We start from the raw sequence: 16,801 nt of genomic DNA on the forward strand, positions 1-16,801 counted from the left end.
GTAAAAAATGGCGACGGGTGAGTGAGTCCCGTCGCCCAATCCACCGACTCAGGAGTCCTTGCGTAGCGCTCAGTTCAGATAGCTGACCCTGGCCATCATCCTGCGCGCGGCATTGCCTACGTTCACATACTTCGGCTGACCGGCGCATCGATGCAGCGTCTCCTTCATGGCCCGGTACGCCGCTTCGAAATGCTGTAGCTCGATCAGACACTCGCCAACGCGATACATCGGACCGGGCGCCTCCTCGTCCATCAACGCCGCGGCCATGAACAGCGGCAGCGCCGCCCGGGGCTCGCCGTGCCGTTGCACCGAAAGCGCCAGGGCCACCGCATAGTCGGCATCGAGCGGACACGCCGATAGCAGCGGCGCGAAACATTCGATGGCCTGCGCATAGTCGCCGCGCTCGAACGCGCCGTAGCCGCAGCGATAGGCGGTATCGCACTGCATCGCGTCCCACGCACCGGGGCGTGGCATTCCCATCGCCTCGCGCTGCTTTTCGGCGTCGCGCACCGCAGCGAGCGCCACGTCTATCTCATCGGCGATGTCCTGCGAGGATGGCATCTTACTTTGGGGAATTTCAAACGGGCTCACGCCGGGAGTCCTCCGCATAAGTATTCGCGAATTGCACACGCGTGCTCAGCGTAGCGATTTCCTGCGCCGCCGCGCGACGCTTTTGCAACGACTGACACACCTGAGTGAGACCGAACGTCACCGCTACCGACGACACGAATCCCATGCCCCCGCCAAAGCCGTATCCCAACCACCGGCGGTTGTGCGCGGCGATCGAGTTATCGGGCTCCGCATTGGCCTCGAGGCAGATGTACGCGGCACCCGCGAGCCCCGCCAATCCCAGGACGGTACTCGCCAGGCCCACCAGTCCGGAGGCGCACCCCGCAGCGGCGAGACGGTCTATCGCCCGAAATCGAAAACGCACCTCGTCGGGCGTTAGCGGAAAATCGATGTTGACCTGCCCCTGCTCGGCAGATTCGACTGGCGCGTGGTGCTGCGGCGCTTGCAGACCCGCTCCCGAAATTGACCCTTGGCTCACAGTCCGTCTCCTTTCTGATCGGAAAATTGAAGACTGCGCTCAATCGATGTCGCCGGCCATCGAAGGCAAACCGCAAACTTTGCGAAACGGTTACCAAGGTGCCCGTCAATGTGAAAGCGTGGTGTAAAAACGAAAACGGGCGACGATGCCGCCATCGCGATCTGGAGACGCTCAAAAAAAATGGCGACGGGTGAGTGAGTCCCGTCGCCATTTCATCTCAGGAGTGCTTGCTTACCGGTTAGCGCCGGGAACTGACCTTGACCATCAATTTGCGCGCGGCATTGCCTACGTCCGCGTACTTCGGCTGACCGGCGCATCGATGCAGCGTCTCCTTCATGGCGCGATACGCCGCCTCGAAGTGCTGTAGCTCGATCAGACATTCACCAATGCGATACGTCGGCCCCGGCGCCTCCTCGTCCATCAATGCCGCCGCCATGAACAAAGACAACGCCACCTCGGGCTTACCATGCCGCTGGACCGAAAGCGCCAGCGCAACTGCGTAGTCGGCCTCGAGCGGACATGCCGATAGCAGGGGAGCGAAACACTCGATGGCCTGCGCATAATCGCCACGCTCAAATGCGCCGTAACCGCGGCGGTAGGCAGTGTCGCACTGTGTCGCATCCCACTCACCGGGTTGCGGCAAACCCAATGCCTCATATTTTTTGCCGGTATCGCGCACCAGATTGAGCGCCGAATCGATCGTGATGGCGATGTCTTTCGACGAAGGGTTATCCCCGATCGGGATCTCAAGCGTATTCACGTGCCGCCCCTCCATTCATTTCGTACTGTGGCCCTACGCGCATTTCCTGCATTTCGGCCGCCGACGCGCGACGTTCCTCCCACCCCGCGCAAAGCCGGCTGAGACCGATCGTGACAGCCAACACCCCGAGCCCGAGAAGTGACCCGCCTGCGGTGTATTCAGACCTCTGATTGCTTCGCGCCAGCGACGAATCGTCAACCGTCGCCGCAGCGTCGACAACAAAATACGCGCCACTCACTACGCCCGCCAAGCCGAGAACCGTCACAGCCAGCCCCGTCAACAATGACGAACATCCCTCCTGACATACTCGGCCTCCCATTTGCCGATGAAGTCGTACATCGTCAGGCGCAGGCGGGAAGTCGATGTGGATGGCAGAATCGCTCTGGGTCAGGCCCTCCGAATGCTGCGGTATCGCGGCGCGCTGTACAGCCGGTACCGAATTTGAGTCCAGTCTCACGGTTCGTCTCCTCACAGGTTAGGAAACGCAAGCCTGCACGCCCTTCTCCTCCTGTGCCATCGAAGCCAAACCGTAGACTTTGTGAAACAGGTACCCGGGGGGCCGCCAATGAGGAAATTGGCTTAGGCGGCAGGCTTCTTGTATGCCACGCAATCCACCTCCACCTTGCAGTCGATCACCATGCTCGACACCACGCAAGCGCGCGCGGGCGGGTGTTCACCGAAGTACTCCTTGAATACCTTGTTGAACGACGCGAAGTCGCGCGGATCGTCCAGCCATACGCCGCAGCGCATCACGTGCTCGGTGCCGTAACCGGCCTCGGCAAGTATCGCCAGCATGTTCTGAATGGCCTGATGCGTCTGGGCGACGATGCCCCCATCAATCACTTCGCCGTCTTTCATCGGGGTCTGCCCCGAGACGAACAGGAAGCCATCGGCTTCGGTGGCGCGTGCAAATGGCATGCGCTGGCCACCTGTGCCCTGCCCGCCTTCCACGCCATATCGTTTGATACTCATCATCGCTCCTTTCGACAAAACGGCTTCAACAACACTGATTCAAAACACCGGTTGGGGCGCGCCGCGACGCACGAAACGGCCTGCACGCGCATTCTGCGTAGGCGCACGGTCCTGCCACGACAACACCCCGTTGACCCATACGGCGGCGATACCATACGCCGGCTGCATCGGATCGGTGAAGGTGGCGGCATCGGCCACCGTGGCCGGATCGAACAACACCAGATCGGCCCAGTAGCCTTCGCGCACGAAACCGCGCTGCGTCAATCCGAAACGCTCGGCAGAAAGGCCCGTCATCTTGTGCACGGCCTCGGCGAGCGGAAACAATTGCTGCTCGCGGCTATAGCGGCCGAGCACGCGCGGGAACGCGCCCCACAGACGCGGATGCGGCAACGGATCGTTCGGCAGCCCGTCCGAGCCGACGACAGTCGCCGGATGACGCAGGATGCGGCGCACATCGTCCTCTTCCATGCAGTGATACACGGCGCCCGCCGGTTGCAGACGCTTCGCCGCTTCCATCAGATCGACGCCCCACTCGCCGGCAATCGTCGCCAGCAGCTTGCCGCCTTGCGCCGGGTACGGTTGCGACCACGTCACGAGAATGTCGAAGTCGTCCGTCACCTGTTTGAGATCGAGCGTCGACGAACTCGCCGTATACGGATAACAGTCGCAGCCGACCGGCTGGAAGCGTTGCGCGTTGTCGAGCGCCTCGAGAATCTCTGTACTGCGTCCCCAGTTATCCACGCCCGCACACTTCAGGTGCGAGACAACGACCGGCACACGCGCATGGCGTCCGATGCGGAAGGCTTCATCGAGCGCTTCGAGAATCTCGGCGAATTCGGTGCGCAGGTGCGTCGCATAGAGACCGCCCGCCTCGGCGATCGGCTCGGCCAGCGCGAGCACTTCCTCGGTCGGCGCGGCATTCGCGTTTGCGTAGGCAAGACCGGTCGACAGTCCCAACGCGCCGTGTTCGAGCGCTTCGCGCAATTGCGCGCGCATGCCCTCGATTTCCGCTTCGGTCGCGGGCCTGTCTAGCCGATCCATATGGTTATTGCGCAACGCGGTATGGCCGATCAGCGCGGCCACATTGATCGCCGGCTGCGCTTTCTCGAGCGCGTCGACATAGGCGGCGAAGGTCGGATACCGGAACGCGCCGGCGTCTCCCAGCAGGTTCATCGGGTCGGGCGGATCTCCTTTGAGTACCACCGGCGACGCGCTGATGCCGCAGTTGCCGACAACGACCGTCGTCACGCCCTGCGAGAGCTTGGGCGTCATTTCCGGTGTACGTACAACGTTTGTGTCGTCGTGGGTATGTACGTCGATGAACCCCGGGCTCAGTACGTAGCCGTCCCCGTGAATCTGTTGCACGGCATGCCAGCCGGACAGTGCACCTGCCTGCGCGATCGTGTGAATACGACCGTCGCGCAGCGCGACGTCGAAACGCTCGTCGGTCATCGGCGCGCCGGAGCCGTCCGCCAGACATACGTTAGTGATGAGGGTGTCCACCGTCCGGTTCGCAAGTCTGTCAGTCATATCAATCTCCCAGAGGCTGGCGATCGCCGCCGCCCCGATGCGTGTCGAGCACGTACTTGATCCGCCGCAACAGCGCCTGGCTCTGCGGCTTGGCGAGCAACGCCAGTTCCGTGGCCAGCACATCCATCGCCAGCAGCATCGCGTAACGCGAAGACGACGGTTTGAAAATGAAATCCGTTTCCAGCGCACGGATCGGCAACACCTCGTCGGCCAACGCCGCGAGCGGCGAGCCTGTCGCGGTGATCGCCACCACCTGTGCGCCGTACTCCCGCGCGATCTCGCATGCGGAGACCAGTTCGGGCGTGTGGCCGCTCACCGAGAAGGCCAGCACGACGTCGTCGCGGCCGAGCGTGCCGGCGACCATGCGGGCCATCACGGCGTCCTGATAGCTCGCCACGGGCCGCCCCAGACGCACGAGCCGGTAGCGCGCTTCGTCAGCCATTAGCGACGAACCCCCGCCCATGCCGAAGGCGTACACCATGCGCGCCGATAACAACCGGTCCGCCGCACGCCGCACCACTTCCGGTTTGATGAGGCCGCGATGCACCTGCAACGTGGTTTGAATATCGTCGGCGATCCGGTCGATGGTCTCGCCCGCGCCGTCTTGCCCGTTCGCCGCGTTCGCGCCGAAAAAGCGCTGACCGACCACGGCCGCCTGGGCCAGACGCAGCTTGAGATCGCGCACGTCGCGGCAGCCCATCGCCTTGGCAAAGCGCGTCACGCTCGCCTCGCTTACCCCCGCGCGTTCGGCCAGCACATTGATCGATGCCGCCGCCGCGCCCGCCACATCTTCCAGCACCACCTGCGCGACTTTGCGCTCTGCCTGACTCAACGCGTCGCTGCGTTCGGCAACGCGCGTCACGATATCGAAGGTTTCGGCCATATCTCTGATCTGTGTGGCACCCGCGGCAATTCGCCGGGATGCCTTTTTGAAAGATTCGCTAATTTTTTGGTACTTTATAACAAATCGATCAAAAACTGATAATTAAAAGCTATTATAGGAGCCATCCGGCGGTTGTCGGCGCATTGTCACGTGGAGGATTCTCAATGAATGATACAAACTATCAGCATGGCATGATCGATACCCTCAACAAGGGCTTGGGTGCGTTGAATGCCCCGCTTGCACCGTCTGCAACGACCGGATTGGGCTGGAATTTGCTCAACGAAGACCTGAGCCTGCCGACCGCCGTGCTCTATGAAGACAAGATTCGTCACAACCTGGCGTGGATGCAGCGGTTCGTTCATGAGTACGGTGTGAAGCTCGCGCCGCACGGCAAGACGACGATGGCGCCGAAGCTGTTCCGCCGTCAGCTCGAGGGCGGTGCGTGGGGCATCACGTTGGCCACGGCGCAGCAGACCAACGCGGCGTATCACCATGGCGTGCGACGCATCCTCATGGCGAACCAGCTCGTCGGCAAACGCAACATGGCGGTGATCGCCGATCTGCTGAAAGACCCCGATTTCGAATTCTTCTGCCTGGTGGACTCTGCCGCTGCGGTGGCGCATCTGGGCGAGTTCTTCCGCGCGCGCGGTCAATCGATTCAAGTCCTGATCGAACTGGGCGTGACGGGCGGACGTACCGGCGTGCGCGACGCCACGCAGCACCAAGCCGTGCTCGACGCGCTGACGCAGTACCACGACGCCGTGAAGCTGGCCGGCGTGGAAGTCTATGAAGGCGTGCTCAGCACCGAGGCGGACATCCGCGCGTTCCTGCAACGTGCGGTGAGCATGACGCGCGAGCTGGTCGCGGCGGGTCGCATCGAGCGCAGCCCGGCGGTGCTCTCCGGCGCGGGTTCTGCGTGGTACGACGTGGTCGCAGATGAGTTTGCACACAAGGACGTGGGCACGGTGCTCGACGTGGTTCTGCGCCCCGGCTGCTACCTCACGCACGACGTGGGTATCTACAAGGCCGCGCAGGCGCAGATCGCCACGCGTAACCCGATCGCGAAACAAATGCGTTCGCAACTGCAGCCGGCACTGCAACTGTGGGCGTACGTACAGTCGATCCCCGAGCCGGAGCGCGCCATCATCGCCCTCGGCAAGCGCGATGCGGCGTTCGATGCGGGCATGCCGGAGCCGGCGCAGCAGTTTCGCCCGGGGCAGAGCAAGACACCGAAGGCGACGCCCGCGCACTGGGAAATCACCGGCATGATGGATCAGCATGCGTACCTGCGCATTGCGCCGGGCGACGACGTCCGCGTCGGCGACATGATCGCGTTCGACATTTCGCATCCGTGCCTCACGTTCGACAAATGGCGTCATCTGCCGGTCGTCGACAGTGACTACAACGTCATCGAGATCGTACAGACGTTCTTCTGAATGCCGGCGCGTTTGGCACGCGAAATACGCGGACTCAGCCGCAAGAAAAAAAGGAGAAAAGCCGCCCGATGGGCGGCTTTTTTCGTCTCACGACATCGTCGCACGCACACGCTTACGACTGTCTTCGTGACGCGCGTTTTCGCGGTGCGGCGACGGGCACGGGCGAGGCCGGTTCGGCTGGGGCGGCAGCAGTTCGTCGTTTGGTCTCACCACTGGCCTTCTCGACCGGCTCGGCCTCTTTCGCCCGAGTCGCCACCGCCTTGAACTGCGCCTCGAGATGACCCAGCGCACTTTCCAGCGTTGCGATCTCTGCAGGTGTCATGCCTGCGAGCGCGTCGTCGAAGAAGGCTTGACGGCGTGGCGTCGCCTCGTCGTACACGGTCATGCCTGTTGCGGTAAGCGTGACATTCGTGAGGCGATTGTCTTGCGGATCGGTCGCGCGCGAGAGCCAGCCGAGCGCTTCCATCGACTGCAACTGACGCGTGAGCGACGCGGGATCGAGCCGGCAGTGTTCCGCGAGAAACTTCTGCGAACAGGTGCCACGTTCCGCCAGCGCGAGAATGATTCGCCAACGCGGCAGGGGATGGCCGACCTGCGCGTCGAACGCAAGCATCATCGCCCGATACGTCAGGCTGAGTTGCTGGACGACGTTACGTTTCAGTGGCATGGGCATCGCGTCACTCCCCGGCGGGCGCCTGCGGCTTCGCGCCGCGCGTCAGACGAATGAGCGGCACGCGCCGCACGAACCACAGACCGGCAAGCGCCGCCGCGAGCGAGACCATCTGTCCGTTGTGAATAGCCGCAACGAGCGACGTGCGCGCCGACTCGATAAACAGTGCGCCGTTCTGGCCCATGTGCGCGAGTGTCATCATGAAGTCGTTTTGCGCCTGAGTGTTCACGAGAATCTGCGGGTCGGAGAGTTGAGCGGTCCACTGCGTGCCCTCGCTGACGGCGAGGGCCTCCTTCACGCGCGCGGTGTAGCTGTGATTCACGAGCGTGCCGACGATGGCCGTGCCGAGCATCCCGCCGATCATCCGCAGCGATTGCATGAGTGCGGTCGCAATGCCGAGATGCGCGCGCCCGGCGACTTCCTGCGCGAAGACCGTAAGGTTCGGCATGACGAAGCCAAGGCCGAGACCGGCAAGCAGCATATAGGTCGCGATCAGACCGTGAGGTGTGCCGCGATGCGTGGTGACGACGCCTGCGCAAGCGAGCGCGAGCAGGAAAAAGCCGCCGTAGAGCATGACGTTCGGGTTCCGCAAACGGGTGATGAGCCGGCCGTTTACGATGCTGCCCACGGTGATGCACACCACCATCGGCGTAATGAGCAAACCGGTTTCACGCGGCGAGAGTCCGAAACCGCCTTGCAGCATCAGCGGCGCGTAGAAGAGCACGCCGAACATAGCGAAGCCTGCGAACACGGACAGCACGAAGAGCGGCGCCAGACTCTTGTCGCGGAACATCTCGAAGGGGAGGATCGGATGCGATGTGCGCTTCTCCCACCAGTAAAGTGCATACGACGAGACGACCAAGACAACGAGCAACGTCACCACGCCGCGAGAGAGACCGTCGGCGGGCAGCCATTCGACGAGCATCTGCAAACTGCCGAGGGCAGCGGTGATGAGCAGCGCGCCGAGCCAGTCGAGGCTCGCCTTGCCATGGCCTTCGGCGCGCATATGCGGCAGGTGGCGTGCGACGAACCAGAGGCCGAGCAGACCGACCGGCACGTTGACGTAGAAGACCGAACGCCAGCCGTAGCCTTCAGTGAGGAAGCCGCCGAGTGAGGGGCCGATGGCGTTGGCGATGCCGAACGCGGAACTGAGCATGACCTGCCAGCGCAGACGCACGTGCGAATCGGGAAACAGTTCCGGGATGCAGGCGAACGCGGTACCGACGAGCATGCCGCCGCCGATGCCTTGCAGGGCCCGCGCGATGACGAGGAACGGCATGCTGGTGGCGGCACCACACAGGACGGAGGCCGCGGTGAAGACGATGATGGCGGCGACGACGAACGGTTTGCGTCCGTAGAAGTCCCCGAGCCGGCCGAAGATCGGCACGGTAATGACAGAGGTCAGGAGATATGACGTTGCGACCCAGGCGTAGTACTCGAACCCCTTGAGTTCCGCAACGATGGTTGGCAACGCGGTGCCAACGACGGTCTGATCGAGCGCCACCATCATCGTGCAGAAACAAAGGCCGAGCATCGCCACGAGCGACTGCCGGAAGGGCAATACCTGCCCCGCCGAATGCGGGGTACTGGGACTGGGAGCCATTTTTTGGACGGATCAATGTTTGATCAGTCAAAGATTCTAGCACGTTAAGTGCGGAGGGCTTCCAAGCCGGGTTGTCAGTTGGGGGGCAAGGCGGGGGCGGGGCATCCCTCGGCGTCAGGGGGACGGGCCGAATTGAATTCCGAGCAAGTGCATACCGCGCGCGGGTCAAGGTGACGACGGCTTTCGGCCAGCTTGGGACATTCGACGTACTGGCGTAAATCGTCGACAATCCCCGCGCACAAACGCATACATTGAGAGGGGCCATGAGACAGGAAATCACCCTTAACGTTCGATCCGATATTTCGGAGCAAGAGTGGGCCAAAGTTGGGGCCGTCTACAGGTCGATGGACGGTTGGATAGAGGATGAGCACGGGCCGGCTTGGTATGGGCGAGAGGGCGACGCTAGATTCATTTGGGCCTCAGTCGAGCCTGGTGGTATCCAGTTCTGCGGCGAACTCGAAACGCCAATATGGATTGGGTGGCTTACCGTCTTGTGCGCCAAGTTGAGTCTCGCTCTCGGGCGTGAGGTTCGTGACGCCGAAATGTAGATCGGCCGTTCAATTGGCAAGTATTGAAATTGAATGACGAGATTTCGTCGTAGCATCGCATCGGCCGGTGGCAAACTGAGAATATTGACCTCACCATTCTTTCGGACATGGATATGTCGAAAAAGCCAGTATGGGCAGCGTTTCCACTCATCCCGTGGGGTAGCATTGGTTGGAGAATGGGGCACGGAGAGGTTTATTGGGATCAGTGGGTCAAGTGGTTCCGAGCCATATCGCCTGCGGAGCAGGAGGCATATCAGCGCGAATGGCCAGAGCCCAGCAATTGGGCGGGCTTTTACGCACTAGTCCTGCACGGCGTTCCACCCCCACATATCCTGGAGCAGCGCGCAAGAGATCAGAAGCAACAACCACCCACTTCCAGCGAATTGCGCGTGGATGCACCCGACAGAGTGCGATGGTTGGTTCGCTGTTACCTAGAGCGAACAAACGGACGCGATCCAGACTCAACCGCTCCTATTTTTGTCGCACCGAATGGCGAGTTCTGGAAATTCTGTGAGGCCCCTCCAGATTCGCGCATTGCCCCATTCGCTTGGTTCGAGCGCTTTAGCGGTCAAGTGATAGGTCCTGACAACACCTACGACAGCGTGCGCACGGTGCGAGGGAGGCGACCGCCTGTACTTGACAGATAAGTGAAGGCTTCCTGAGTGTCCGCCGCGGGGAAAGATGAAAGACCGCCCCGGGTCGGAATCTGCCGGTAACGACCGGTCGAATCCAAGGTCAGAAGCCGCTGCTAGTCAGCGGAAGTTTCCGGTCAGGCACGGCCGGTCGCGTTTGAACCTTTGGCGTGCGCGAGTGGATCGCGACAGGGCGTTAGGAACAAAGTATCTACGCCGCCCCTTTCGACGACAGGTCTCCCCACTGCAATCAGCGCGGTAACGGCTAGAATTGCGGTTTTAGCCCCGAATACGTCCATGTCTTTCACCTCGCTTGGCCTGATCGACCCGTTGCTGCGCAATCTGCAGGAACGCAATTACCAGACACCTACACCGGTGCAGGCCAAGGCGATTCCTGCTGTGCTCAGTGGCAAGGACGTCATGGCTGAGGCACAGACCGGCACGGGCAAGACGGCGGCTTTTGCACTGCCGCTGTTGCAGCGGCTGGTGCAACACGGCCCGGCGGTGTCGAGCAACCGTGCGCGTGTTCTGGTGCTGCTGCCCACGCGTGAACTGGCTGAGCAAGTGCTGCAAAGCTTCGTCGCTTACGGCAAAGGCCTCGACTTGCGATTTCTGGCCGCCTACGGCGGGGTGAGTCTCAACCCGCAGATGATGAAGTTGCGCAAAGGCGTGGATGTGCTCGTTGCCACGCCGGGCCGTTTGCTCGATCTCAACCGCCAGAACGCCGTGCAGTTCGATCAAGTGCAAACGCTGGTGCTGGACGAAGCCGACCGCATGCTGGATCTGGGCTTTTCACGCGAACTCAACGCCGTCTTCGCCGCCTTGCCCGCTCAGCGCCAGACCCTGCTGTTCTCTGCCACGTTTACCGACGACATCCGCACCATGGCGTCGAGCATTCTGCGCAGCCCGGTCAATGTCAGCGTCAACCCGCCCAATACCACGGTCAGCAAGATCAAGCAGTGGGTGGTGACGGTGGATAAGAAAAACAAGCCCGACCTCTTCATGCACCTTGTGGCCGAGAACCACTGGCAACACGCGCTGGTGTTCGTCAAAACCCGCAACGGCGTGGATTACCTGGCGGCCATACTGGACGAAGCAGGCTACGCGGTCGACACCATCCATGGCGACAAACCGCAACCCGCGCGTTTGCGTGCGCTGGAGCGCTTCAAGACGGGTGAAGTCCAGATGCTGGTCGCCACCGATGTGGCCGCGCGCGGACTGGATATCGACGACCTGCCACTAGTGATCAACGTCGATCTGCCGATCGTGGCGCAAGACTATGTGCACCGTATTGGCCGCACCGGCCGCGCGGGCGCCAGCGGCGTGGCGGTGTCTCTCGTGTGTGCCGACGAAGCGCCGCAACTCGCCGCGATCGAAGCGCTGATCCGGCAAACGCTGCCCCGCGAAGAAGTGCCGGGTTTCGAAGCCGAACACCGCGTGCCGCAGACGAGCGCGACCGGCCAGATCATCAAGAAACCCAAGAAGCCTAAGAAGCCCAAAGTGCCGCTGGCTACGCCGGGCGGCCTGCCGGCGCCAAGCAAAAAACCGCGTAGCCAACCTGCCGGCAAGCCGGCTACGGGTTCACGCAAGCCCGCAGGCAGACCCGCAGGTGGTCACGGCAAACGCCGCCCCTGATCCGTGGGGCTGCGTCGCGCCAGCCGTGAGAATGCGTCCCCGCACCACTACTGTGTCGCCAGTTGAAGTGCCAGTTCGCGATAGATGTCGCAAGCGCCTTCAAGTTGATCGAGGGCGATCGATTCATCTATCGTGTGCGCGTCCTCCTCGTTACCCGGCCCTAGCCCAATCGTCGGAATGCCGCGGCGGCCCGCAGACTCCGATCCATTGGTGCAGAAACGCCATGTACCGAGGCTGGCGACACGACCCGCCGCCCGGACTGCGCGCCCCGCCGCCGACACCAGCGCGTGATCGTCCGCCATCTGCCATGCGGGCAGCCATCGGAATGGCCGTGCACAGCATCCGGTGAATGTCCTCACCTTGTCGCCTGTCACCGCGAGCGTGAAGCGCTCCAGTCCTGCCGCATGCAGTCGCGATTCGATCGCGGAGAGTACGTCCTGCGATGTTTCGCCCGGCAACGTGCGCCGGTCGAAACGGATCGTCACCGCCGTCGGAATCATCGAGATCGACGGGTACGGTGTCGATACGATGTCCGTCGGCACCAGCAACGCTTCTCCCAGCGACGAATGCGTCGGCAATTGCAGATCCTGCAAGGCGATCAGGGCCTGCGCAGCCGCGTGCAACGGATTCACGCCGCACTCGGGCGACGCCGCGTGCGCAGGGGTGCCTTCGAACGTCAGCAGAATCTCCATGCGCCCCTTCTGCCCCGACTTGATCTGCAACTTCGACGGCTCGCAGATGATGACGGCCGCAGGCGAACACCGATCAAGGACCGGTGCCAGCGCAAAGCCTTCGATCACCTCCTCCATCACACTGGCCGATACCGCGACGCGCTGCGTGAGGCGCGCCGTGGCCGCCGCCTGCGCGACTCCGCACATGGCCGCCGCGATGCCGCCCTTCATATCGGTGCTGCCGCGCCCGTAGAGCCGGCCATCGCGAATCTCGCCCCCGAAAGGCTCGACACGCCACTGGCCGACCACCGGCACGACATCCATGTGGCCGTCGAACAGTACGGCAACATCGGTGCCTGCCGGGCCGATGAGGCCCAGCACCGAGCCGTTCTCGTCGCGATGGATCTCGTCGAAACCGAGGTCCCGCATGCGCCGCTCCACCAGCGCCGCCATGCTCCCCTCGTCGCCCGAGAGGCTCGGCGTGCGCACCATTTCCTGCGTCAGAGCAATGACGTCGATCGTCATGTCGTTCCGGCTCCCCATGCTTAGCGATTGACGAGCCGCGCCGGCACTCGCAGCACCAGGAAGGCACCGATGAACGCGAAGCTCGCGAGGAAGTACATGCCCCAGTCGGTCGATCCGGTGGTGTCCTTGATCCAGCCGATCGCATACGGGCTGACGAACGCGGCCAAACCGGCGAAGGCGTTGATGCCCGCGATGCCCGCAGCGGCACTGCGCCCTTCGAGGAAGGCCGTCGGCAAACTCCAGAAGAGCGGCGAGCAGACCATGCAGCCGGCGGCAGCCACCGAGAGCATCGCAACGGCGACCGGCGGGTTATGACCGAACAACGTCGACAGGATCAGACCCGCGCCCCCAACGACGAACGGAATCACCATGTGCCAGCGGCGCTCGCGCGTCTTGTCGGAATGACGGCACACCAGCACCATCGACACCACCGCACAGGCGTTGGGCACGGCGGTCAGCAAGCCGATCTCCAGCAGCGACTTCACACCAGTCGACTTGATGACAGAGGGAATCCAGAACGCAAGGCCCGAAAGGCTCGACACCGTGCAATAGCAAATCAGCGCCATGTGCAGCACGCGTCGATCCTGCAGCAGCTTCCACAGCGAAACGTGCTCGACCTTCTCGCGCGTTTCCGCGGCGACATTGTGGGCGAGACGTGCCTTCTCCGCGTCGTTGAGCCAGCTAGCGTCGGTGATACGGTCGTCGAGGTAGGCCAGCACCGCGACACCCAGCACCAGCGACGGCACGGCTTCGATGACGAACATCCATTGCCAGCCGGCCATGCCATGCCCCATGTGGAACGTCTGCATGATCCAGCCCGAGAACGGGCCGCCGAGAATGCCGGCGAAAGGCACGGCCGTCATGAAGATGGCGATGATCTGGCCGCGACGCGCCGACGGGAACCAGTACGTCAGATACAGGATGATGCCCGGATAGAAGCCGGCTTCGGCTGCACCGAGCAGGAAGCGCAGCACGTAGAACTGGGTAGGCGTTTGCGTGAAGGCCATGGCGGCAGAGATCACGCCCCACAGAACCATGATGCGCGCCAGTGTCTTCCGGGCGCCGATGCGATGCATCAGCACGTTGCTGGGCACTTCGAAAAGGAAGTAACCAATGAAGAAGATGCCTGCACCCAGGCCGTACACGGTCTCGGAAAAGCCCAGATCGTCGAGCATCTGCAGCTTCGCGAAACCGACGTTCACGCGATCGAGGAACGCGGCCACGTAGCAAAGCATCAGGAACGGGACCAGCCGCCATGCCACGCGGCGATACAGCGTATTGTCGTCGGCGTCGCTCAGGACGCGAGGGTCGGCATGCATGCGTTGCTCGGGCGAGCTGCCCGCTAGGGATACAGGGGACGGTGCGTTTTTCATCATAGGCTCCAGCGCGAAAATAATCGTGACGAACTGTTGGCCAGGCGTGATGCACACGAAGACTTCGGCATAAGCTTCGGGCAACACGTTCCCCTGCGGGCCTCGCGGCCTGCATGCCTGTTATGGGGGGTTGGAAAATCTGGAGGCGTCGCGTTGCCTGCCGCGCGCCCCCTCGTCAGACGCTTTCGCGTCTCACGCCCTGCATGCCGGCGGCATCAAGCCTCCGGCGCTACGGCTCCGCGCCGCTCGACGATCATGCGATACGCCTCCGGACGGCGGTGCTTTGCGAAATTGAACGTAGTGCTCTTGTACGAATTACACAGATCGAGATCGCAACGTGCGATGGCGAGTTCGTCGCCCTTGGTCGAGCACGCCGCCACCACTTCCCCCGACGGGGCGATGATGCAGCTCCCGCCGATCATCTCGCAGCCCTCTTCCTTGCCCGCCTTTGCGACGCCGACCACCCACGTACCGTTCTGGTACGCCCCGGCCTGCATCACCAACTGATTGTGGAACATCGACAGGTCGTCGTGCTCCGGCGCCGGCGGATTGTGCACGGGCGTGTTGTAGCCGAGCAGGATCATCTCGACCCCCTGCAACCCCATCACGCGGTAGGTCTCCGACCAGCGACGGTCGTTGCACAGCGCCATGCCCATCACGCCGCCGAAGCCACGCCAGACGTCGAACGAGTCGCCCGGCTCGAAGTAGTGCTTTTCCAGATGCTGGAACGCGCGCCACGGCTCGTTCTCGGCGTGGCCCGGCAGATGCACCTTGCGGTACTTGCCGATGATGTTGCCGTCGGCGCCCACCAGAATCGATGTATTGAAGCGCCGCGCACGACCAGCGTCGTCGAGCGTAATCTCGGCATACCCGAGGTAGAAGCCGATACCCAGACGTTTGGCCGTGTCGAACAGCACCTGCGTCTGCGGGCCGGGCATCTCGCGCTCGTAGAATGCGTCGATCTCGACCGGGTCTTCCATGTACCAGCGCGGGAAGAACGTCGTGAGCGCCAACTCGGGGAAGACCACGAGGTGGCAGCCCATCGCATGCGCGTTGTGCAGATGAGCGAGCAGACGCTCCATCACGTCGGCTCGGGAATCGGCGCGCTGGATCGGTCCGAGCTGCGCGGCGGCGACGTTGACGATACGGGACATTTCGTTATCTCCTTGATGAATCTCGAACCCCTGAGCGGCCGGCATTCCGGGCGCCTCCTTCAGGGGGACAGTCAGACAATTGCATGAACTACGCTGCAAGCTCGGTCATGATCGCGAGCAGCAGATTGGCCCCGGCGCCGATATCGGTGTCGTGGGTGAATTCGGCCACGTTGTGCGAGAGGCCCTTTACGCTCGGCACGAAAATCATGCCGGCCGGGCAAACGCGGGCAAGCATCTGCGCGTCGTGGCCCGCGCCACTCGGCATGCGCCGCACCGAATGCCCCCGCGCCCGCGCCAGCGATTCGACACGCGCGACGATGCGCTCGTCGAACTGCACCGGCGCGAAGTCCGCCAGCGAGCGATGCGTGATGCGTACGCCCTCGGCCTCGGCCACCGCGTCGGCCTTCGCAAAGACGCGACGCACGGCTTCGGCGAGCACCTCGGCATCGGTATTGCGCAGGTCGACGGTGAAGACCGCGCGGTTCGGAATCACGTTGATGAGGTTCGGCGAGACGGACACATGTCCCACGGTCGCCAACTGTGCGCCGCCCAACTCACGCGCCACTTCGCGAGCGAAGCTGGCAATGGTGCAGGCCGCGTAGCCGGCATCGTGACGCATGCGCATCGGCGTGGTACCCGCGTGGTTCGACACCCCCTCGACCGTGAATTCGGTCCAGTGAATGCCCTGCACTCCCGTCACGGCGCCAATCGTGATGCCCTCGTGCTCCAGCACCGGCCCTTGTTCGACGTGCAATTCGACGAACGCGTGCACATCGGGTTTGCCGACCGGACGCTGGCCGGCGAAGCCGATGCGGGTGAGGTTCTCGCTCACGGTGGTGCCATCGATTCCCACGGTGCCGAGCGCGTCGTCCAACGGCATGCCCCCCACATAAACCAGGCTGCCCATCATGTCGGGCGAGAAGCGCGCGCCTTCCTCGTTCGTAAAGAAGCCCACTGCGAGCGGACGGCGCGTGACTACGCCCGCGTCATTGAGTGCAGCGATGACCTCCAGTCCGGCAAGCACGCCCAGGTTGCCGTCGTAACGACCGCCCGTGCGTACGGTATCGATGTGCGAGCCCGTCATCACCGGCGGGCCGTCTTCACGACCGGCACGTACGCCCACGACGTTGCCGATGGCGTCCACACTCACCGTCAGCCCTAGGTCGCGCATCCAGCCGACGACGCGCTTGCGGCCCTCGCCATCGTCGTCGGTGAGCGCCAGACGGCTGCAACCGCCGCCATCGATCGCGCCGACTTCCGCCAGCGCAGCGATGCGGGCAAGCAGGCGCGGCAAATCGATGCGCAGATCCGACATTGCGCCGTCCGGGGAAGTGGCAGGGAAAAGCATGCTCATGGTGCGT

14 protein-coding genes are annotated in these 16,801 nt (G+C 63.0%); 2 read left to right on the top strand and 12 right to left on the bottom strand.

What is annotated here, in order from left to right:
* Nucleotides 1-69 precede the first annotated feature (69 nt).
* The 6 genes from PCO31110_RS01095 to PCO31110_RS01120 all read right to left on the bottom strand — a co-directional run bounded on the left by PCO31110_RS01095 (nucleotide 70) and on the right by PCO31110_RS01120 (nucleotide 5,193).
* The gene (locus PCO31110_RS01095) at nucleotides 70-561 is read right to left on the bottom strand and encodes a hypothetical protein (protein ID WP_150689428.1); all 492 of its coding nucleotides are present in this window, start codon (nucleotides 559-561) and stop codon (nucleotides 70-72) included.
* A 16-nt stretch (nucleotides 562-577) separates the two neighbouring features.
* Nucleotides 578-1,048, bottom strand: coding sequence for a hypothetical protein (locus PCO31110_RS01100; RefSeq protein WP_010805050.1), 471 nt, complete (start codon nucleotides 1,046-1,048; stop codon nucleotides 578-580).
* Nucleotides 1,049-1,286: 238 nt separating this feature from the next.
* On the bottom strand, nucleotides 1,287-1,808 hold the full coding sequence (locus tag PCO31110_RS01105) for a hypothetical protein (protein WP_150689429.1): 522 nt from the start codon (nucleotides 1,806-1,808) through the stop codon (nucleotides 1,287-1,289).
* Between the two features lie 579 nt (nucleotides 1,809-2,387).
* Nucleotides 2,388-2,774 (bottom strand): RidA family protein, encoded by a 387-nt coding sequence (locus PCO31110_RS01110; protein WP_036663661.1) that lies wholly within the window; start codon nucleotides 2,772-2,774, stop codon nucleotides 2,388-2,390.
* Nucleotides 2,775-2,819: 45 nt separating this feature from the next.
* A complete protein-coding gene (locus PCO31110_RS01115) occupies nucleotides 2,820-4,310 on the bottom strand; it encodes an N-acyl-D-amino-acid deacylase family protein (protein WP_150689430.1) in 1,491 nt (496 codons plus the stop codon).
* Nucleotide 4,311: 1 nt separating this feature from the next.
* Entirely contained in the window at nucleotides 4,312-5,193 is an 882-nt protein-coding gene (locus PCO31110_RS01120; RefSeq protein WP_010805046.1) for a MurR/RpiR family transcriptional regulator, read from the bottom strand.
* 164 nt (nucleotides 5,194-5,357) lie between these two features.
* On the opposite strand from PCO31110_RS01120, the gene PCO31110_RS01125 reads away from it, so the two are divergent.
* The gene (locus tag PCO31110_RS01125) at nucleotides 5,358-6,629 is read left to right on the top strand and encodes an amino acid deaminase (protein ID WP_150689431.1); all 1,272 of its coding nucleotides are present in this window, start codon (nucleotides 5,358-5,360) and stop codon (nucleotides 6,627-6,629) included.
* Nucleotides 6,630-6,741: 112 nt separating this feature from the next.
* Here PCO31110_RS01125 and PCO31110_RS01130 read toward each other — a convergent pair whose 3' ends face one another.
* Together PCO31110_RS01130 and PCO31110_RS01135 are read right to left on the bottom strand one after the other, a co-directional pair.
* Nucleotides 6,742-7,296, bottom strand: a complete 555-nt coding sequence (locus PCO31110_RS01130) for a MarR family winged helix-turn-helix transcriptional regulator (protein ID WP_150689432.1) — start codon at nucleotides 7,294-7,296, stop codon at nucleotides 6,742-6,744.
* A gap of 10 nt (nucleotides 7,297-7,306) precedes the next feature.
* Entirely contained in the window at nucleotides 7,307-8,902 is a 1,596-nt protein-coding gene (locus PCO31110_RS01135; RefSeq protein ID WP_150689433.1) for an MDR family MFS transporter, read from the bottom strand.
* A 1,477-nt stretch (nucleotides 8,903-10,379) separates the two neighbouring features.
* Between PCO31110_RS01135 and PCO31110_RS01145 the strand changes: the two genes are divergently transcribed.
* A complete protein-coding gene (locus PCO31110_RS01145) occupies nucleotides 10,380-11,717 on the top strand; it encodes a DEAD/DEAH box helicase (protein ID WP_150689435.1) in 1,338 nt (445 codons plus the stop codon).
* Nucleotides 11,718-11,764: 47 nt separating this feature from the next.
* Here PCO31110_RS01145 and PCO31110_RS01150 read toward each other — a convergent pair whose 3' ends face one another.
* From PCO31110_RS01150 to PCO31110_RS01165, 4 genes are all read right to left on the bottom strand, one after another.
* Entirely contained in the window at nucleotides 11,765-12,913 is a 1,149-nt protein-coding gene (locus PCO31110_RS01150; protein WP_246189691.1) for a YgeY family selenium metabolism-linked hydrolase, read from the bottom strand.
* A gap of 20 nt (nucleotides 12,914-12,933) precedes the next feature.
* The gene (locus tag PCO31110_RS01155; protein ID WP_246189692.1) at nucleotides 12,934-14,232 is read right to left on the bottom strand and encodes an MFS transporter; all 1,299 of its coding nucleotides are present in this window, start codon (nucleotides 14,230-14,232) and stop codon (nucleotides 12,934-12,936) included.
* A gap of 269 nt (nucleotides 14,233-14,501) precedes the next feature.
* Nucleotides 14,502-15,440: an N-carbamoyl-D-amino-acid hydrolase gene (locus PCO31110_RS01160; protein WP_036663669.1), complete on the bottom strand. Its 939-nt coding sequence runs from the start codon at nucleotides 15,438-15,440 to the stop codon at nucleotides 14,502-14,504.
* Between the two features lie 88 nt (nucleotides 15,441-15,528).
* Nucleotides 15,529-16,794, bottom strand: a complete 1,266-nt coding sequence (locus tag PCO31110_RS01165; RefSeq protein WP_370855799.1) for a M20 family metallo-hydrolase — start codon at nucleotides 16,792-16,794, stop codon at nucleotides 15,529-15,531.
* Nucleotides 16,795-16,801: the final 7 nt, after the last annotated feature.

The sequence above is a fragment of the Pandoraea communis genome (genome assembly GCF_902459745.1).
Taxonomy (GTDB): Bacteria; Pseudomonadota; Gammaproteobacteria; order Burkholderiales; family Burkholderiaceae; genus Pandoraea; species Pandoraea communis.